17 protein-coding genes are annotated in these 18,025 nt (G+C 66.3%); 15 read left to right on the forward strand and 2 right to left on the reverse strand.

The window, feature by feature from the left end; translation table 11 throughout:
- Positions 1–6 precede the first annotated feature (6 nt).
- The 9 genes from RF647_RS14945 (at position 7) to RF647_RS14985 (ending at position 10,692) form a co-directional block, all read left to right on the forward strand.
- Positions 7–1,107: a PEP/pyruvate-binding domain-containing protein gene (locus RF647_RS14945; protein WP_368812400.1), complete on the forward strand. Its 1,101-nt coding sequence runs from the start codon at positions 7–9 to the stop codon at positions 1,105–1,107.
- Entirely contained in the window at positions 1,107–1,634 is a 528-nt protein-coding gene (locus tag RF647_RS14950) for an acetyl-CoA carboxylase (protein ID WP_368812401.1), read from the forward strand. The genes RF647_RS14945 and RF647_RS14950 overlap by 1 nt, the downstream gene beginning before the upstream one ends.
- A complete protein-coding gene (locus RF647_RS14955) occupies positions 1,634–3,031 on the forward strand; it encodes a biotin carboxylase N-terminal domain-containing protein (RefSeq protein ID WP_368812402.1) in 1,398 nt (465 codons plus the stop codon). Before RF647_RS14950 ends, RF647_RS14955 begins: the two co-directional genes overlap by 1 nt.
- The gene (locus RF647_RS14960) at positions 3,028–4,605 is read left to right on the forward strand and encodes a pyruvate/oxaloacetate carboxyltransferase (protein ID WP_368812403.1); all 1,578 of its coding nucleotides are present in this window, start codon (positions 3,028–3,030) and stop codon (positions 4,603–4,605) included. The genes RF647_RS14955 and RF647_RS14960 overlap by 4 nt, the downstream gene beginning before the upstream one ends.
- Positions 4,602–5,492 (forward strand): HAD-IIA family hydrolase, encoded by an 891-nt coding sequence (locus tag RF647_RS14965; RefSeq protein ID WP_368812404.1) that lies wholly within the window; start codon positions 4,602–4,604, stop codon positions 5,490–5,492. Before RF647_RS14960 ends, RF647_RS14965 begins: the two co-directional genes overlap by 4 nt.
- A complete protein-coding gene (locus tag RF647_RS14970; protein WP_368812405.1) occupies positions 5,492–7,528 on the forward strand; it encodes an acetoacetate--CoA ligase in 2,037 nt (678 codons plus the stop codon). Before RF647_RS14965 ends, RF647_RS14970 begins: the two co-directional genes overlap by 1 nt.
- Positions 7,529–7,582: 54 nt before the next feature.
- Positions 7,583–8,329, forward strand: coding sequence for an SDR family NAD(P)-dependent oxidoreductase (locus RF647_RS14975; protein WP_368812406.1), 747 nt, complete (start codon positions 7,583–7,585; stop codon positions 8,327–8,329).
- 457 nt (positions 8,330–8,786) lie between these two features.
- On the forward strand, positions 8,787–9,575 hold the full coding sequence (locus tag RF647_RS14980) for an SDR family NAD(P)-dependent oxidoreductase (RefSeq protein ID WP_368812407.1): 789 nt from the start codon (positions 8,787–8,789) through the stop codon (positions 9,573–9,575).
- A gap of 223 nt (positions 9,576–9,798) precedes the next feature.
- Positions 9,799–10,692, forward strand: a complete 894-nt coding sequence (locus RF647_RS14985; protein WP_368812408.1) for an amidohydrolase family protein — start codon at positions 9,799–9,801, stop codon at positions 10,690–10,692.
- Positions 10,693–11,004: 312 nt separating this feature from the next.
- On the opposite strand, the gene RF647_RS14990 is transcribed toward RF647_RS14985, so the two are convergent.
- Positions 11,005–11,472 (reverse strand): winged helix-turn-helix transcriptional regulator, encoded by a 468-nt coding sequence (locus RF647_RS14990; RefSeq protein WP_368812409.1) that lies wholly within the window; start codon positions 11,470–11,472, stop codon positions 11,005–11,007.
- Positions 11,473–11,567: 95 nt separating this feature from the next.
- Between RF647_RS14990 and RF647_RS14995 the strand changes: the two genes are divergently transcribed.
- From RF647_RS14995 to RF647_RS15005, 3 genes are read left to right on the forward strand one after another with little or no spacing between them, the layout of a single operon-like run.
- Positions 11,568–12,014: a PaaI family thioesterase gene (locus RF647_RS14995; RefSeq protein ID WP_368812410.1), complete on the forward strand. Its 447-nt coding sequence runs from the start codon at positions 11,568–11,570 to the stop codon at positions 12,012–12,014.
- A 38-nt stretch (positions 12,015–12,052) separates the two neighbouring features.
- Positions 12,053–12,574, forward strand: a complete 522-nt coding sequence (locus tag RF647_RS15000) for a PaaI family thioesterase (RefSeq protein WP_368812411.1) — start codon at positions 12,053–12,055, stop codon at positions 12,572–12,574.
- Positions 12,575–12,634: 60 nt separating this feature from the next.
- Positions 12,635–13,024 (forward strand): tautomerase family protein, encoded by a 390-nt coding sequence (locus RF647_RS15005; protein WP_368812412.1) that lies wholly within the window; start codon positions 12,635–12,637, stop codon positions 13,022–13,024.
- Between the two features lie 94 nt (positions 13,025–13,118).
- On the opposite strand, the gene RF647_RS15010 is transcribed toward RF647_RS15005, so the two are convergent.
- Positions 13,119–13,658, reverse strand: a complete 540-nt coding sequence (locus tag RF647_RS15010) for a winged helix-turn-helix transcriptional regulator (RefSeq protein ID WP_368812413.1) — start codon at positions 13,656–13,658, stop codon at positions 13,119–13,121.
- Between RF647_RS15010 and RF647_RS15015 the strand changes: the two genes are divergently transcribed.
- The 3 genes from RF647_RS15015 (at position 13,657) to RF647_RS15025 (ending at position 17,843) form a co-directional block, all read left to right on the forward strand.
- Positions 13,657–15,555, forward strand: coding sequence for an alpha/beta fold hydrolase (locus tag RF647_RS15015; protein WP_368812414.1), 1,899 nt, complete (start codon positions 13,657–13,659; stop codon positions 15,553–15,555). The genes RF647_RS15010 and RF647_RS15015 overlap by 2 nt on opposite strands.
- Before the next feature lie 9 nt (positions 15,556–15,564).
- A complete protein-coding gene (locus RF647_RS15020; RefSeq protein WP_368812415.1) occupies positions 15,565–16,500 on the forward strand; it encodes an NADP-dependent oxidoreductase in 936 nt (311 codons plus the stop codon).
- An 80-nt stretch (positions 16,501–16,580) separates the two neighbouring features.
- Positions 16,581–17,843 (forward strand): MFS transporter, encoded by a 1,263-nt coding sequence (locus tag RF647_RS15025; protein ID WP_368812416.1) that lies wholly within the window; start codon positions 16,581–16,583, stop codon positions 17,841–17,843.
- Positions 17,844–18,025 lie beyond the last annotated feature (182 nt).

Raw genomic sequence — 18,025 nt, forward strand, 5'->3', positions numbered from 1 at the left:
GCGACCATGGGAAAGTACACCAAACGCTTCGAAGAACTGCGCTCCACCGACCGACCGACCGTGGGCGGCAAGTGCGCCAGCCTCGGGGAGATGGTCCAGGCCCAACTGCCCGTGCCGGCCGGCTTCGCCGTCACCGTGGACGCCTACGAGGACTTCCGTGACACGGAAGGACGGCGCCAAAAGCTCATGGACATCGTCACCGGCGTCGACCCGCAGAACGCGACCTCCCTGCAGGCCGCCCACGACCAGGCCGTCGACCTGATCCTGGCCGCCGAGCTGCCCGCGGAGATCCACGACGAGATCGCCCAGGCCTACCTGCAGCTCAGCCGCGAGACGGCCGCCTTACGCGGGGACACCGAGACCGACCGGATCGCCGTGGCCGTGCGATCCTCCTCCGTGGATGAGGACAGCGACGCCGCCAGCTTCGCCGGCCAGCAGGAGACCTACCTGTGGGTCACCGGGGTTGAGGACGTCATCGCCAAGGTCCGTGAGTGCTGGGCCAGCCTCTACACCCCCCAGGCTGTGGCCTACCGTTCCGGGATGCCCGAGACCGAAGGCATGGAGGCGTCGAAGATCTCCGTGGCCGTCCAGCTCATGGCCGATGCCGACGTCGCCGGGGTCACCTTCACCGTCAGCCCGCGCACCGGGGACCGTTCCGTGGTGGCGATCAACGCCAGCTGGGGCCTGGGACAGGCCGTCGTCTCGGGGGAGGTCACCCCGGATGAGTACTGGCTGTCCAAGGTGGGTCCGAAGATCACCGACCGCAGGATCGCCCGGAAGGACCACGAGTACGTGCCCAACCCGGAGGGCACCGGCATCGTGTTCCGGGAGGTCGACGAAGCCCGCCGCGAGGTGCCCTGCCTCAGCGATGAGGAGATCTTCCAGCTGTGCGAGATTGGGGTGCGCGTGGAGAAGCACTACGGCTTCCCCCAAGACATCGAGTGGGCACTGGAGCGACACTCCGACGGCACCTCCCACGTGATGCTGCTGCAGGCCCGGCCCGAGACCCATTGGAAGAAGCGCCGCGACAGCAAGGACCAGAAGACCCCAGCCACCACCACCAGCCTGCTCAACCTCGTGTCCAAGGCCGCGAAGGGGGTCCAGTGATGACCGGCGAAGACCACGTCAGCTGGCAGGACCTGCTCGATCTCGTCACCCAGCTCGAACAAGGCTCCTACGAGACGGCGAGCATCGACTTCGGCGACGTTTCGGTGCGCCTGTCCAAGAACGGTGCGCTGCCCGCCGAGCAGCCCGTCACCGCACCCTCCGTCGCACCCCATGAGGCCGCCCCTGTCGCGCCGGCCGCTGCCGCCGCACCGGTCACGGCGCCCGCGCCGGCCCCTGCCACGGCCCCGGTACCCGTCCCGGCCCCGCAGGTGCCGGTCGTCGGGGAACCGATCACCGCCCCGATGATCGGGGTCTTCTACCGCAGCCCGTCTCCGGGGGCGCCCCCGTTCGTGCAGGAGGGCGAGGAAGTCCAGGCCGACACGACCATCGGGATCATCGAAGTCATGAAACTGATGAGCCCGGTGACCGCCGGGGTGGCCGGCCGTCTGGTGTCCTTCAGTGTCACCGACGGCGAGCAGGTCGAGTTCGGCCAGGAACTGGCTGTGGTCGACACGGGGGGCCAGTGATGAGCACCGCTGGGGAACAGCAGAAGCCTGTGGTGCTGATCGCCAACCGTGGGGAGATCGCGGTGCGGATCGCCGCGGCGGCCCGCCGCATCGGGGCCAGCCCGGTCCTGGCGGTCAGTGCCGCCGACGTGGACTCGACCGCCGCACGGATCTGCGACCGGGTGGTGGTGATCGGCCCGGCCCAGGCAGGCAGCTCCTACCTCAAGGCCGAGTACATCGCCGAGGCTGCCGTCCACGTCCGCGCCGATGTGGTCCACCCCGGATATGGGTTCTTGAGCGAACAGCCCGCGCTGACGGAGATGCTCGAGGCCGAAGGCATTGCCTTCGCCGGCCCGCGGGCCGAAACCCTGCGCGCGGTCGGGGACAAGAGCAGCGCACGCGCGGTGGCGGTGGCCGCCGGGGTGCCGGTGGCCCCAGCGGTGGAGATCGCAGACCCGGCCGACACTGCCCACCTGGCTGACGAGATCGGTTTTCCGGCGCTGATCAAGGCCGTGCATGGAGGGGGCGGTAAGGGCATCCGGCTGGTCCACAACGCCGAAGACCTGGCCCGTCAGGCCCCGCAGGCGGCCGCGGAGGCCCAGGGCGCTTTCGGCAACGGTGCCCTGTACATGGAGCGTTACTACGGGGCGGCCCGGCACGTGGAGGTCCAGGTCTTCGGCGACGGGCGTGGCGGCGCCCAGATCTTCGGGGACCGCGACTGCTCGGTGCAGCGCCGTCACCAGAAACTCGTCGAGGAGTGCCCCGCCCCGGGGCTCTCCGAGCACCGCCGGCGCGTCCTCCACGACGCATCCCGGGCCCTGGTTCAGAAACTGGCCTACCGCGGGGCGGGCACCGTGGAGTTCCTGGTCGACACCACCTCCGAAGACGTGGTCTTCCTGGAGGTCAACGCCCGCATCCAGGTCGAACACCCCGTGACCGAGGAGGCCTTCGGGGTGGACCTGGTGGCCGCCCAGCTGCGCCTGGCCCTGGGCCTGGACCCCGAACTGCCCAATGTGCCTCCGGTCCCGAACTCCTCGGTGATCGAGCTGCGGATCAACGCCGAGGACCCCGCCCAGGACTTCCGCCCCAACCCGGGGCTGATCCAGAAGGTGCAGTGGCCGCGCGGGCCCGGCATCCGGGTGGACACCCACGTGTACGACGGCTACCGCTTCCCACCCTTCTACGACAGCCTCCTGGGCAAGCTGATCGTGCGCGCCCACGACCGCCCGGCCGCGATCGCCGCCGCCCGGGCCGCGGCCGAGAACACCGTGGTCGCCGGGATCGCCACGACCCTGCCCATGCACAGCCACGTCCTGTCCCACCCCGACTTTGCCGCCGGTGGCGTGACGACCTCGTGGTTCGGGCCGATGTGGGAGCAATGGACCTCACCCCAAGCTGCGAAGGAGGCCGTGCGATGAGCACGACCCAGACCCAGACCCAGCCTTCGGGCACCGCCCGGACCGGGCGTGGACCGATCCGTTTCGTCGACACCAGCCTGCGCGACGGCAACCAGAGCCTGTGGGGGGCCACCGGTCTGACCACCGGCATGGTCGAGGCCGTTGGCCGGGCCATCGACCGGGCCGGCTACCACGCCCTGGACTTCACCAGCTCCACGAACCTGTCCATGGGGGTGAAGTTCCACCAGGAGAACCCGTGGGAGCGGATCTCTCGGATGCGGGCGGTCACCCCGAACACCCCGCTGTCGGCGATTACCCCGGGTATGCGCTTCATGTCCTGGGAGAAGTCCCCGGAGACCGTGATGCGCATGGCCCTGCGCCAGATGGCCCGCCACGGGGTGCGCCGGCTGCAGGTGGCCGATCCCATGAACGACGCCGAGGCGGTTCAGCGGGTCTCGCGCTGGGCCAAGGAGGAAGGCATCGACTACGTCGTCGCGGCCCTGACCTTCACCGACAGCCCGGTGCACACCGACGACAGCTACACCCACAACCTGGACCGCTTCGTGGCCGACGGCAACATCGACGCGGTCTACCTCAAAGACCCTGGCGGGTTGCTCACGGTGGAGCGCACCCGCAGCCTGATCCCCAAGCTGCGGGCCGGAGCCGGGGACATGAGCCTGGAACTGCACAGCCACTGCACCACCGGCACCGCCTCCGAGCTCTACGTGGTCGCCGCCCAGCTGGGCGTGGACGTGCTGCACACCGGACTGGGGCCCCTGTCCAACGGCACCGCCCAGCCCAGCCTCGAACAACTCGTGAAGAACCTCGACGCCGTGGGCATCACCTACGACCTGGATCTGGACGCCGCCCAGGAGGCTGCGGAGATCCTGTGGGAGATCGCCCGGTCCCAAGGTCTGGAACCGGGCCGTCCCACGGAGTTCGACCTCTCCCCGCACCAGCACCAGGTCCCCGGCGGGATGATGTCCACGCTCAAACGCCAACTGGGCGAGATCGGGATGGCCGATGCCCTGCCCGAGGTGATCGAAGAGGCCAAGGCGGTGCGCCGGGAGATCGGATATCCGATCATGGTGACCCCCTTCAGCCAGTTCGTCGGAAGCCAGTCCCTGCTCAACGTCATGGCCGTGCGCAACGGCCAGGAACGCTACAGCCGCATCCCCGACGAGGTCATGCACTTCGTCCTGGGCCACTACGGCACCCCGGCCGGTGAGGTCGCCCCCGAGGTCATGGCCAAGGTCGAGGCCTCACCGCGGGCCGCGGAGCTGGCCGCTGAGCCGACACCGGTGACGGTCGAAGGATTGCAGGCCGAGTACTCCGGTCGGGTCGGCCGGCCCCTGGAGGAGGAAGAGCTGCTGCTGCGCGTGGTGCTGCCCGCCGAACAGATCGAGGCCATGCACGCCGCCGGACCGGCCCCCGCCTGGGCACCGGGCCGCCCCGGCACCCCGGTGACCAATCCCGTCCAGTTCATCAGCGCCGTCCACGCCCTGCCCGGCTGGAAGCACCTGTCCGTGCACAAGGACGGACAACGCGTGGAGCTGCACCGCACCAGTGAACCCACGACAGGAGCTACCCGATGAGCCCCCACACCATCGAGGAACGACTCGCCGAGGTGCGCGGGGTGATGCTCGACATTGACGGGTGCCTAATCCTCTCCGACAAGCCCGCCGGCGAACACGGGCAGCCCCTGCCCGGGGCCGTGGAACTCATCGAGACCATCCGCCGGTCGGGACGGTCCCTGGTCGTGTTCACCAACGGATCCCAGCAGCCACCCGAGGCCATCGCCCAGGGGTTGCGCGCGGCAGGTCTGGCCGTGGCCGACGAGGAGGTCATGACCCCGGCCGTGGTCGCCGCCGAGGTTATCTCCCGTCGCCACCGCGACCAGCTGATCCTGGCCTTTGGTGGCCCCGGGGTCACCGACCAGTTCCACCAGCGCGGGATCGCCCTGGCCGATCACGAACACGCGTTCCGGCACGGGCCCTCGAAGGTGGGCGCCGTGGTCATCGGCTGGGACACCGAGTTCGGCCGCGACAAACTCCAGATCGCCGCCGAGGCCGTCGCCGCCGGAGCCACGATCTACTGCACCTCCGACGCCCCCAGCTTCGCCTCCCGCTCCCGGCTCAATGTGGGTGTCTCCGGGTTCATCGCCACCGGTCTCTCCCACGTCACCGGTCAGCCGTACCGGCTGTTGGGCAAGCCCTCACCGGAAGCCATGGAAGCGATCTCCGCCCGCCTGGGCATGCCGCCCCAGGACATCATGGTGCTCGGCGATGACCTCACCCTGGAATGCTCCATGGCCAAACGCCACGGGGCGCTGGCCGGGCTCGTCACCACCGGCACCCACTCCGCACAAGACGCCTGGGCCGCCGGCCCAGACCGCGCCCCGGACCTGGTCATCGACAGCCTCTACGAGATCATCGGCCGTCTCGAGGCCACGCCCGTCCTGTCCGGCAAGGGAGGATCCTGATGCCCACCACCCCTGACACCACCAACACCGAGACCCAGCACACGGCCAGTGAACCCACCCAACGCCTCGTCACCTGGGCGCCCACCGAGCAGTACCGCACCAGCACCCGCATCTGGGACTTTCTGCAGTGGCTGGACCGTACCCGAGGTGTTGCGCTCACCGACTACCGGGCCCTGTGGCACTGGTCGGTCACCGAACTGTCCGAGTTCTGGGCCGCCGTCACCGAGTACTTCGAGCTGATCGGGGACGACCTGACCGGGCCCGCCCTGGCCGAGGAGCGCATGCCCGGGGCCCTCTGGTACCCCCACGCCCGCATCAACTACGCCGAAAATGTCCTGCGCCATGCCGCCGACCCCGCCCTGGCCGACACCACCGCGGTACTCACCATCGAGGAGGACAACACCACCCGGACCCTGACCTGGCGCCAGCTCGAGGCCCAGGTCGCCTCGCTCGCCTCCGCTCTGCGCGGCCGGGGCGTGCGCCCCGGAGACCGGGTGGCGGCCGTGCTGCCCAACGTGCCCGAGGCACTCATCGGGCTGCTGGCCACCGCCTCCCTCGGGGCAGTGTGGACGATCAACTCACCAGACCTGTCAGCCACCGCCACCTTGGACCGGATCCGCCAGCTCGAGCCCACCGTGCTCATCGGCAGCGACGGCTACCGCTTCAACGGCAAGGAGTTTGACCGCCTGGACCACCTGGAGGAGGTCGCCGCCGGACTGCCCACCGTCGAGCACGTCCTCGTCGTGCGCAACCTCGACCCCGGGGCAGGCCTGCCCGTCGGCAGCACGGCCTTCGACGAGCTGGTAAACCACACCGTGTCACCGTCCTATGAGCGCCTGGCCTTCGACCACCCGCTGTGGGTGCTGTTCTCCTCCGGAACCACGGGCAAACCCAAGGGCATCATCCACGGCCACGGCGGGATGCTCCTGGAGGCGTGCAAGGGCACGGGTTTGAACCAGGACATGGGACCGGGCGATCTCTACTACGTGGCCGCCAACACCTCTTGGATGGTGTGGAACACCCTGGTCAACAACATGGCCTCCGGGGCCGCGGTGGTCACCTACGCCGGATCGCCCACCTACGGCCACAAGGACCGGCAGTTCGAAGTGATAGCTCTGACCGGGGCCACGATGTTCGGCGTCGGGGCCGCCTACCTCTCCCTGGTCGAGCGCACCGGACTGGAACCGGGCAAGGACTGGGACCTGTCCAGGCTCAAATCCATCCTCTCCACCGGCTCCCCGCTGCCCGACTCCACCTGGGCCTGGGTGCACCGGGCAGCGAAAGCCGACGTCCACCTGGGCTCCGACTCCGGAGGAACCGACATCTGCAGCGGATTCATCGGCTCCAACCCGCTGGAACCCGTGCACCTGGGCGAACTGCAGGGTCCACTGCTGGGCGTGGCCGTGCAGGCCTGGAACGACGAGGGCCAGCAAGTCGTCGGTGAGGTTGGGGAGATGGTGATCACCCGACCCATGCCCTCGATGCCGGTGCGCTTCTGGGACGACCCGGACGGATCCAAGTACAGGGCCGCCTACTTCGAGAAATACCCCGGGGTGTGGTGCCAGGGGGACTGGATCACCGAGACACCCGAAGGGGCATTCGTCGTCCACGGCCGCTCCGACGCCACCCTCAACCGCCAGGGCGTGCGCCTAGGCTCCGCCGACATCTACGCCGCCCTGGAAGGCATCGAAGAAATCGAGGACTCCCTGGTGGTCGGGGCCGAGCAACCCGACGGCGGGTACTACATGCCGATGTTCGTCGTGCTCACCGAGGGCACGGAACTCACCGAGAAACTCACTCACCGGGTCAAGCAACAGATCAGGGCCCGCACCTCGGTCCGTCACGTCCCCGACGAAATCATTCACGCCCCAGCCATCCCCAAGACCCACTCGAACAAGCGCGTGGAAGTCCCGGTCAAGAAACTATTCGCCGGCTTCGCCCCGGAACAGGCGGTGAACCTTACGTCCCTGGCCAACCCAGAGGCCATGCAGTGGTTCATCGAGGCTGCTCAGCACTTCCACCAGAACAAGGCATAAAACCTCAGGCCCGGTCCTGCCTCCACCCCTCCCAGCACCGAAAAAAGGAATCTCATGCCGTTGGAAGGCAAAGTCGCCCTGGTCACCGGAGCCGGAGCAGGCCTGGGCCGCTCGATCGCTCAGTGTTATGCCCAGGCAGGCGCCCACGTCGTCGTCTCCGACATCAACGATGACACGGGCGCGGAAACCGTCCAGCTCATCCTCAATGCTGGTGGCACCGCCACCTACCACCACACCGACGTTAGCTCCCCGGAGGAAAGCCGGGGACTCGTTCAATTTGCCCTGGATACCTACGGGCGTCTCGACATCGCCTGCAACAACGCCGGCATCGCCCCGCCTCCTACGCCAATGGCAGAGATCTCCACCGATCTGTGGCGGCGCACCTTGTCGATCGATCTGGACGGTGTCTTCTACGGCATCAAAGCCCAGGTGCCGGCCATGCTGCGCAACGGTGGAGGAACGATCATCAACATTTCCTCCATCCTCGGACAGGTTGCCTTCCCAGGGCTGGCGCCCTACGTCGCCGCGAAGCACGCCGTCGTCGGGCTGACCAAACAGATCGCCGTGGACTACGCGGCACAGAACATTCGGGCCATCGCGGTAGGGCCGGCCTTCATCAAGACCGGTCTAGAGATGGCCCTGGACGAGAAAACCCGCGCAGCACTGGACATGGCTCATCCCATCGAACGGATGGGTAAGCCCCGTGAAGTCGGTGAAGTTGTCGCCATGATCAGCGCAGACCAGTGGTCCTTCGTCAACGGAGCCTACCTGCCCATTGACGGCGGATATCTCTCCCGATAGCTCCCCCATTCGGGCAGCACACGAGCTTCTGGCGCCTGTGTAGGTCCAGGAGGGCCGCTTCGACAATGGGAGGAGAATCATCGCCCCTGAGCCGAGGAGCCACACAGGAGAAAGGCCACCACCCATGGCAGAAAGCTCCCACTCCATCAAGAATTTTACTGCCCTACCTGCGGGTGCCCGCGTCGAGGTTTTGAGTTCCAGTACTCCTCATTACCCCGAGCTCGTGGAGGACTCCATGCCGCCCATGCAGGTGGGGTAGGTCCGGGACCTCAGAAAAAGAGAACGCAAAATGCTCTGCCTCAATGAGCACCAAATCCTCTGACGCTGACCGCAAGATCCCTCCAGTTATCACGGCAGCACTGCCTCCACCTGCCCCACCCCTCCGGCAACTACCGCCGCCGACTGTGCCCCCACCCGATGGTGAAGATCGTGATCACCCCATAAAAGAAGGAGTTCCATGAGTGAGTTCACTGGCAAGGCCGGATTGGTCAGCGGCGCCGCCGGCGGTATCGGACGAGCCACGGCCATCGCCTTCGGCCGTGAAGGCGCCTCGGTCGTCGTCGCCGACATCGGACCGATGCGCGCCCAGGCCGAGGAGACCGTGCGTCTGGTCGAAGAGGCAGGGGGCAAGGCCGTCTTCGTCCCCGTAGATGTGGCAGATGCTGCCAGTGTCCGGAACCTGATCGCCACCACCGTGGAGACCTACGGCCGGCTGGACTTCGCACACAACAACGCCGGCGTGCTCGTCGGCGGTTTCCTGGCCGACACCACCGAGGAAGACTTCGACAAGATTATCGCCGTCGACCTCAAAGGCGTCTTCCTGGCCATGAAGGAAGAAATCAACCACATGATGGAGCACGGCGGTGGCGCGATCATCAACACCGCCTCCGAAGCCGGCCTGGTTGGAACTCCCCAGGCCGGGGCCTACGTTGCCGCCAAGCATGGGGTTGTGGGGCTGACGAAGACCGCTGCCGGCGAGTACGCGAACTTCGGCATCCGCGTCAACGGCATCGCCCCGGGGGCGATCGGCACACCGATGGTCCTCAATCTTCCGCAAGAGGCTCAAGAGAGCCTGATGGCACCTCAGCCCATGCACCGGCTCGCCGACCCTTCCGAGGTTGCTCACACCGTGGTGTTCCTGGCCTCGGAAAAAGCCTCGTTCATCACCGGAACAATCATTTCCATCGATGGTGGGGCAACCTCAAACGCCCAGTCCTACGACCCCGTCAACAGCCCTGCCGCGTGATCCGGACGCACTTACCGCAACGAAGGGCCTTGCACGGCCACTCAACAAGTCCCTTCTTTATTTGACTTACAGCTCACGGACCCTGCATTGAGAATTACTTCGATGGGCCAGTGGTCATCGGCAACGACCTTGACGTCAACAACGTGGGTTAGCGCCCCAAAAAGCAGATCAAGCTGCTGGATAGCACCTGATTTAGGCAACGGGGCCCCTGAAAGGAATCTGCATGATCTACGAGTACGGGCTCGACCTCGCGTCTCTGGACGCCATCGACATGCACGTGCACATCGAGTGCTCCGACCACGGGCACCCCTCCCTGCCGGCAGCGCTCACCGAGGCCTCCGCCAAGTACTTCAAGTCCGAGGACCGCTCCCCGTCCCTGGACACCATCGCGCAGCGCTACCGGCAGTGGCGGATGGCCGCCGTCGTCTTCACCGTCGACGCCACCACCGCCCTGGGGCACGAGCCCAACTCCATCGAGGAGATCGCCGCCGGTGCCGCGCGCAACAACGACGTGCTCATCCCCTTCGGCTCCGTGGACCCGCTCCAGGGCGGGCCTGCCGTGGAGCGGGCGAAGAAGCTTGTGGAGCACCACGGGGTGAAGGGCTTCAAGTTCCACCCGTCCCTGCAGGGCTTCGACCCCTCCGATGAGCGGTTCTACCCCCTCTACGAAGCGATCCAGGCCCTGGGGGTGCCGGCACTGTTCCACACCGGGCAGAACGGCATGGGCGCGGGCCTGCCCGGCGGCTACGGGATCAAGCTGGGCTACTCCAACCCGCTGCTGCTGGACGCGGTGGCCGCGGACTTCCCCGAGCTGCAGGTGATCATGGCCCACCCCTCGGTGCCGTGGCAGGAGGAGGCCAACTCGATCGCCACGCACAAGGCCAACGTGTGGATCGACCTCTCCGGCTGGTCGCCGAAGTACTTCCCGGAGTCCCTGGTGAAGGCCTCCAACGCGATGCTCCAGGACAAGGTCCTCTTCGGCACCGACTACCCGCTGATCACCCCCCAGAAGTGGCTGGGCGCCTTCGAGCAGCAGTCCTTCACGGACGAGGTCCGCCCGAAGATCCTCAAGGACAACGCGGTGCGCCTGCTGGGCCTGGCCGGGGCCGCGTCATGAGCGCGCAGGCCGGGCGGACCCGCCTTTACACCGACTGCGACCCCTACGGAGCGAACGAAAATTCAATCGAGACAGGTAGCCGTATTTCCCGACCGATGGAATATACGAAGCGCTGAACGTTTATATGCACCAATCTCAATGGGTTTTTACATAAGGCCGGCTACCGGTCCGGCAGCCCTCTCTGTCAGCAAGGAGTGAATATAAGCAACCGATGAAGGCCCAGTCAGGAGATCATCGAGCCCGCCAGGAAAGGCCTGATCAGCGAACCTTTACAGATGGCCGGGAATCGCGCCGGCCCTCAGCTGACAGAGCCTATGCCCGCCGACGCGCACCCGGGCCGGGAAGCGCATAGCTGTCTGCGGCAGAGGCGAGACGGTGGCCAGCTGCACATTCCACGACTGCTTCCACGGGTTCACCGCATCCCTCGTGGGCGACGACGATGGCGGGTCCCTCACGATCGGCACAGTATCGGTCGCCCCATTGGAGCAGGGCGATGAGCACCGGATGGAGATCACGTCCCTTCGCCGTCAGCCGGTACTCGTAACGGGCCCTCCGCCCCGGTTCGCGGTACGGCATGGCCTCGAGCACGCCCGCGGCAACAAGGGTGCGTAGCCGGTCGGCCAGCACCGCGTCCGACATGCCCGTGTGCTCCCGGATCTGGTCGAACCGACGCACTCCGTTGAACACCTCGCGCAGGACGAGGATCGTCCACTTCTCCCCGATGACGGTCAGCGTGCGCTGGATCGAGCAATTGCCGGTATCCATCTCGAGCCATCGCATGGTGAGCGAACCCCTTTCACCTATGACGTCCTGGTTGACAGCTTTAGGCCCCTACTCTAGCTTCAGAATACAGAGCCAGTGAGGGGTGGTCACCTATGACCAGCAGTGCAACGAAGATTCCCGGTTTCTCCCTAGAGGACGCGAGCCGGTTCGTTGCCGCCTCAGGGTTTGTCATCGACGAGGTCGGGGACACTCGTCTTCGCGGTCACGTCGAGCTCAACGAGGACCATTTCACCCCGTGGGGAGTGGTCCACGGCGGTCTCTACGCAACCATCGTCGAGTCCGCAGGAAGTGTTGCCGCCAGCTACGCGGTGGCCGAGCGCGGCCAGTTCGCCGTGGGCGTGCACAACGCCACCGACTTCCTGCGACCGTCCACCGGCGGGCTCGCCTCGGTCCAGGCTGAAGCGCTCCAGCAGGGACGCACCCAGCAGTTGTGGCAGGTCGTCATCACCGACGATGCGGCCTCGAAGGTCTTGGCCCGTGGACTCCTCCGGCTGCAGAACGTAGCCCTTCCGGGAACACCGCCGGACCGAACCGCCTGAGCACCTCACCGACCAGGAAACAAGGAATGGAGTCCGGCATGGCTGATTCTGAATCTTCCCTCACGGCTGAAAGGGAAACGGTTATCCGCTGGCGTGACCCACGCGAGGGGCGAGCTGTGATGCCCACGCTCGACGGGATCGAGTTCCTTCGAAGAATGGTCGCCGGGGATCTGCCGAATCCTCCCATGGCGGGTCATGTGAACATGGACCTCGTCGACGTCGAGCATGGCACGGTGACGTTCCGCGGCCAGCCCGACGAATCGCATTACAACCCGATCGGCGTGGTCCACGGCGGCTTCGTCGGCACAGTGCTCGACTCTGCCCTGGAATGTGCAGCACACTCCACGTTGCCGGCTGGGACCGGGTACACCTCGATCGAGATCAAAACCAACTACCTGCGGCCGGTCAGCGCCGACAGTGGACCGCTGACCTGCACGGGCCGGGTCGTCAAACCTGGCCGCCGAGTCATCTTCGCCGAAGGCGAGGTCGTCGACAAGGGCGGCGAAACCGTGGCAACAGCCTCCGGCTCTCTGCTGGTCTTCCCGCTCGAAACGACGTGAACGGCAAAGCTGCGACCCAGGTGGCCAAGAGCTGATCTACCCCCAGTGAAAGGCCGAACCATGCCCGTATTCAAGGCACACATCCCCGCTGACCGATTCTCGCCTCAACAGAAGCAGGCCCTGGGTTCGGCACTGCCTGGAGCCCTCCACGAGGCCCTGGGCATTCCCCGCGAGGACCAGTTCGTCATCATCTCCGACCAACCGGCCGGTTCACTGTTCCTCGACCCCTCGTACATGGGGATGAACCGCAGCGAGAACGCAGTGATCATCACCGTTCTCTTCACCGCGGAACGACCGCTGGCCGACAAACGCGCAGTAGTCCGGGCGATCTGCGACAACACCGTCAGGGCCCTGGGTATCAGCGCCGATGACGTGTTTATCGCACTGGTGCCGGTCCCGAAGGAGAACTTCTCCTTCGGCCGTGGTGAGCTTCGACTAGCCCAGAACTGAGCTAATGGTGTGTCTCAGTTTTGCTGGATGGCTTGAAGCGCGACGCGGCCGCGGGCGACCTTTTCGAGGATTGAGTCGGCGGTCGCGGTCCAGGTCACCGCGGCAAGGGCACGTCGGCCGCGTCGTCTGCGCCGATGTGCTGTCTCCGTAGGTCCTCGGTTCTGGAACCCAGCTCGTCGTTATTGCCCGAGCGCATGAACCCCGGCCTCTGTTCCGCGGTGGATGGGTCGATGGCGACGCCCAGGTTAGCCAACTCCACCATTAGCGGGATTGTTCGGATCCCGAGTTCGGTCAGTGAGTACCGCCCTTGCTTTCCCCGCGGGGCCTCGGTCTTGGACAAGAACCCTGCACTCGTCAGATCCGCCAGGCGCCTGGATAGCACAGGAGCACTGATGCCTTCGTCGTTGGCCGTCAACAGTTCACGGAAGCTGCGACGGTCATAGGCCATGACGTCGCGCAGGATCACCAGGCTCCATCGATCCCCGACGACTTCCAGGGCGCGGTTGATCGGGCACCCCGACCGTGGCGACGTGATCAAGCCAACCTCCAAGTAGTTGCACTGTGTTACCAGTCCGAATAGGGTCACTGGTAACAGTTTACAACCACCATGGTAGATCCCTGCAGGAGTTGGCATGAAGGCGTTCGTCTTACAGAAGTACGGGTCCCCGCTGCGCCAGGCGGACGTGCCCGAACCGGTCCTGGGCGACCACGAGGTTCTGGTGCGGATGAAGGCCGCGGGCGTCAACCATGGTGATGAGCGTCTTCGTACGGGTGAGTTCAAGCAGATCTTCCCGTTCAGACTGCCGATGGTCGTGGGCAGCGAGTTCGCCGGTGAGGTGGTGGCCACCGGGTCTCTGGCCCACCAGTTCGAGCCGGGGATGGAGGTGTTCGCCTATGCGGACCTGACCAGGATGGGGGCCTTCGCCGAGCTGATTGCCATCGATGAGAAGTACCTCGCGTTGAAGCCAAGCACGGTGACCATGGCGGAAGCCGCGTCCCTGCCGGTGAACGGTCTGACCGCGTGGAACGCACTCGTGGAGATGGGGCAGCTGCGTGCCGGCCAGACCGTCCTCATCCATGGCGGGTCGGGGGGCGTGGGTTCGGTGGCCATTCAGCTGGCCAAATATTTAGGCGCTACCGTGGCGACCACGGTCAGCGCCGCCAATGCCGATCTGGTGCGGGAACTCGGCGCGGACATCGTCATCGACTACCGCACGGAGGACTTCGCAGCGAAGCTGTCCGGCGTCGATCTCGTCTTGGACAGCCAGGGCGGCGAAACGTTGAAGAAGTCCCTGGGCGTTCTACGGCCAGGCGGCACCGTCATCAGCATCACCGGGCCGCCGGACCCGGACTTCGCGGCGCAGGCACGGGTCAACCCGGTGGTGAAGGCTGCGATCCGCGCCCTGAGCAGCGGCATTCGGCGGCAGGCCCGCCGGCTGGGCGTGATCTACCACTTCTTGTTCATCCAACCCCATGGGGACCAGCTGCGCACGATTGCTGGACTCGTGGACCAGGGCACCATCCGGCCGGTCGTCGACCGGACTCTGCCGTTCGAACAGACCAGGCAGGCGCTGGAAGCGCTTCTGTCGGGCGGGGTTCGCGGCAAGGTGCTCGTCAGCACCGAATCGGTCGCGCCCCACGATGCCGGTGGGCCGAAGGGCGACGGTCTATCACAGGCCCTGGCATCGACGTGGGTGACGGCTCCGACCCAGCGGATCCTCGCGGGCGGCCAAACGATGGCCTACCGAGAACTCGGTGCCTCCGGCGGCACACCGGTCGTGATGCTGGCACATCTGGGGGCCACCCTGGACAACTGGGATCCCCGCCTCATGGACGCGCTGGCCCGCCATCACCGCGTCATCGCCGTGGACCTGCCCGGCGTGGGCGCGTCCAGCGGAACCGTGCCCCCTACCGTGAAGGGGATGGCCGACGCCGCCGTCGGCTTCATCGAGGCGATGCGGTTCACCGAAGTGGACCTCGTCGGCTTCTCCCTGGGTGGCTTCATCGCGCAGCAGATCGCCCTGGACCACACCGGACTGGTGCGGCGCCTTACGCTGGCCGGAACCGGCCCGGCGGGCGGGGCCGGCATCAACCGGCCCACCGGAGCGGCGTATGTGTACTGGGACATGGTCCGCGGAGCGGCGGCGCGCACCGACGCCAAGGAGTTCCTCTTCTTCAACCGCGACAAGACCGGCAAGGACGCTGCCAAAGCGTACCTGCAGCGGCTGGACGAACGCGTCATGGACCGGGACGCCTCGATTACCACGCAGGCCTTCCGGACGCAGCTGAAGGTCATTAAGGCCTGGGGCAGGGCCGAGCCCCAGGACCTGTCCTCCGTCTCTGCCCCGACGTTGGTCGCCAACGGCGACCACGACCGAATGGTCCCCTCGGAACTGTCCGAAGACCTTCACCGCCGCATCCCAGACAGCCAGCTCGTGATCTACCCGAACGCCGGCCACGGCGGGATCTTCCAGTACTGGGAACAGTTCACCGAAACCATGCTGGACCACCACTCACCTGTCCACCGGTAAGGAGAAGGCATGAACCACACGATGCAGGCCATCAGTCAGGACGAACTCGGCGGCCCCGAGGTCCTCAAGCCCACCACCGTCCAGCGGCCCGAACCCGGCATGGGCGAAGTCCTCGTCCGGGTGCACGCCGCGAGCGTGAATCCCGTCGACGGGATGAACCGGCAGACCGGCATGTTCGTGGGCCAGCCGCCGTTCGTGCTCGGCTGGGACCTCGCGGGCACCGTGGAAGTCACCGGCCCAGGAGTGACCATCCACCGGCCCGGCGATGCGGTATTCGGGATGCTGCCGTTCCCGCACGGGCACGGCGCCCACGCCCAGTACGCCGTGGGACCGGCCCGCGCCTTCGTACCGAAACCGGATTGCTTGGACCACGTCCAGGCCGCGGCACTGCCCCTGTCCGGGCTAACCGCCTGGCAGGCGCTGGTGGACACCGCCCGGATCGGTGAAGGCAGCCGGGTGCTGGTTAACGGGGCCTCCGGCGGAGTCGGGCACCTCGCCGTCCAGATCGCCAAGGCCCATGGTGCATATGTCATCGGCGTGGCCTCCACCGCAAACACCGACTTCGTCCGCACGCTGGGCGCCGACGAGGTGATCGACTACACCACCACCGACATCACCCAAGCCACCGACAACCTCGATGTGGTTCTGGAGACCGTCGGCGGTGACTACCCCGTCAAGGCACTGGAGGTGCTCAAACCCGATGGCATCCTGGTCTCAACGTTGCCCCAAACCCTCGCGGCCATCGAAGACGACGCACGCGAGCGGGGAGTCCGCCTCGCCGGGCTGTTCGTCGAAGCAGACGGCGCGGGCATGACCGCCCTGGCCGAGCTGACCATCACCGGCCAGCTCACCCCCACCATCACCGCGACCTTCCCTCTCGAGCAGGCCGCCACGGCACAGTCCACCAAGTCCGGCCCCGGCAAGACCGTGCTGACCCTGGCCTGAGCTGCTGCTGACATGGGGAGCCTTTTGTCCACGCAGGGCACCAGCACCGCTGCAACACACGTACAGGAGTTGCCTCCGCAATGACACGGCAAACGACAGCGATGGCGCGCCATGAAATCATCCCTCAGGCCAGCACGCGCCCCAGTCGCTTCGGCAGGCGAAGAGCATTTTGGGCCTCGGCATCGGTGCTGGCCCTGGCACTATGGTCCAGCGGGGCGCCGAGCGTCCTCTACCCCACGTACGCAGAGCAATGGGGGCTCACCCCTGCGGTCATTACCGCGGTGTTCGCCACCTACCAGCTCGCGATCATCATTGTCCTACCCCTGTTCGGAGGACTATCCGACCAGCTCGGCAGACGAAAAGTCATGATCATCGGCCTTGTCCTCATCGCCGCCTCAGCCGTGCTCTTCGCCCTCGCCCCGAACGTCGGATTCCTGTTCGCCGGACGTGTGCTCCAGGGAGCAGGCACCGGACTGGCGATGGGAGCCGCAACCGCCTCGCTAGTGGAGAACAATGTCACCTCCAATCCTCGGTTCGCCAGCACGCTGGCCACGATTTCGACCGCCACTGGGCTAATGCTCGCCCTGGTGCTCAGCGGCCTGTTCGCCCGATTCGTGCCCCTGCCGATGTTCTGGAGCTACATCGTCCTTCTCGGTCTGGCGCTCTGCACGATCATCGCTCTCACACTCTCTCCCGATGACCGTCCTTCGAACGCCCCGCGATGGCGGCCCCAGGCGCTGCGCTTGGCCCCGGGAGTACGACTGACGTTCATGATCGCAACGATCTCGGTTGCCCTCGCTTACTGCGTGGGTGCGATCATGCTGTCCCTTGGTGCGCACATGATCCGCCAGTTCACGCAGACAGACGACGCTTTGGTGACCGGCCTGCTCCTGGGCTGTTCGGCCGCAGCGATCGGCGTCACGGCACTGCTTTCGACGCGGCTGCCCGTGCAGGCTGCAGTAGTCATCGGTGCACTGCTCTCAGCCGGCAGTCTGACTCTCATGGTGGTGGCCGCCGCATCCGGGTTGATCGGGTTCTTCTTCGCCTGGTGCCTGGTCGGCGGGGTCGCGTACTCCTTTGCCTTCTCCGGCGGCCTGGGGGTCATGAACCGTGCTGCACCAGAGGAGCACCGCGGTGCCAACTTGTCGTTGCTGTACCTCGTCGCGTACTTCCTGCAGGGTGGTGTCGCGATCGGCGTCGGGATCCTGGCCACTGTGAGTTCGTTGAGCACAGCCGTGACCGTTGCCGCATTGTTCCTGGGCAGCTTGTGCGCAGTCGTCCTGGTGCTCATGGCGATCGCCCGGCGATCACGAAGGCCACTCCACGGTAGCCATCGACCCTGAGCACCTCAAAAGTACAAGGTCCCGCGAAAACGGCGATTGAGCTCACCTCAACGGGTGGATCGAATCAACGCTGCAGACTCACAAAAAGCTCACATCACCGAAAGCCATGAGGCGTCGAATCCGCAACCTGGCTCATCGAGCGCGCCCTTTACATATGGCCGGTTAGCGGCGGACCGTCCTGC

Origin of the sequence: Kocuria sp. CPCC 205263 (assembly GCF_040981075.1) — a bacterium.
Lineage (GTDB): Bacteria > Actinomycetota > Actinomycetes > Actinomycetales > Micrococcaceae > Kocuria > Kocuria rosea.

Excerpts from the sequence above, each read along its gene's own strand:
- RF647_RS14945 (WP_368812400.1), top strand. The coding sequence starts at position 7 with ATGGGAAAGTACACCAAACGCTTCGAAGAACTGCGCTCCACCGACCGA.
- RF647_RS14950 (WP_368812401.1), top strand. The coding sequence starts at position 1,107 with ATGACCGGCGAAGACCACGTCAGCTGGCAGGACCTGCTCGATCTCGTC.
- RF647_RS14955 (WP_368812402.1), top strand. The coding sequence starts at position 1,634 with ATGAGCACCGCTGGGGAACAGCAGAAGCCTGTGGTGCTGATCGCCAAC.
- RF647_RS14960 (WP_368812403.1), top strand. The coding sequence starts at position 3,028 with ATGAGCACGACCCAGACCCAGACCCAGCCTTCGGGCACCGCCCGGACC.
- RF647_RS14965 (WP_368812404.1), top strand. The coding sequence starts at position 4,602 with ATGAGCCCCCACACCATCGAGGAACGACTCGCCGAGGTGCGCGGGGTG.
- RF647_RS14970 (WP_368812405.1), top strand. The coding sequence starts at position 5,492 with ATGCCCACCACCCCTGACACCACCAACACCGAGACCCAGCACACGGCC.
- RF647_RS14975 (WP_368812406.1), top strand. The coding sequence starts at position 7,583 with ATGCCGTTGGAAGGCAAAGTCGCCCTGGTCACCGGAGCCGGAGCAGGC.
- RF647_RS14980 (WP_368812407.1), top strand. The coding sequence starts at position 8,787 with ATGAGTGAGTTCACTGGCAAGGCCGGATTGGTCAGCGGCGCCGCCGGC.
- RF647_RS14985 (WP_368812408.1), top strand. The coding sequence starts at position 9,799 with ATGATCTACGAGTACGGGCTCGACCTCGCGTCTCTGGACGCCATCGAC.
- RF647_RS14990 (WP_368812409.1), bottom strand. The coding sequence starts at position 11,472 with ATGCGATGGCTCGAGATGGATACCGGCAATTGCTCGATCCAGCGCACG.
- RF647_RS14995 (WP_368812410.1), top strand. The coding sequence starts at position 11,568 with ATGACCAGCAGTGCAACGAAGATTCCCGGTTTCTCCCTAGAGGACGCG.
- RF647_RS15000 (WP_368812411.1), top strand. The coding sequence starts at position 12,053 with ATGGCTGATTCTGAATCTTCCCTCACGGCTGAAAGGGAAACGGTTATC.
- RF647_RS15005 (WP_368812412.1), top strand. The coding sequence starts at position 12,635 with ATGCCCGTATTCAAGGCACACATCCCCGCTGACCGATTCTCGCCTCAA.
- RF647_RS15015 (WP_368812414.1), top strand. The coding sequence starts at position 13,657 with ATGAAGGCGTTCGTCTTACAGAAGTACGGGTCCCCGCTGCGCCAGGCG.
- RF647_RS15010 (WP_368812413.1), bottom strand. The coding sequence starts at position 13,658 with ATGCCAACTCCTGCAGGGATCTACCATGGTGGTTGTAAACTGTTACCA.
- RF647_RS15020 (WP_368812415.1), top strand. The coding sequence starts at position 15,565 with ATGAACCACACGATGCAGGCCATCAGTCAGGACGAACTCGGCGGCCCC.
- RF647_RS15025 (WP_368812416.1), top strand. The coding sequence starts at position 16,581 with ATGACACGGCAAACGACAGCGATGGCGCGCCATGAAATCATCCCTCAG.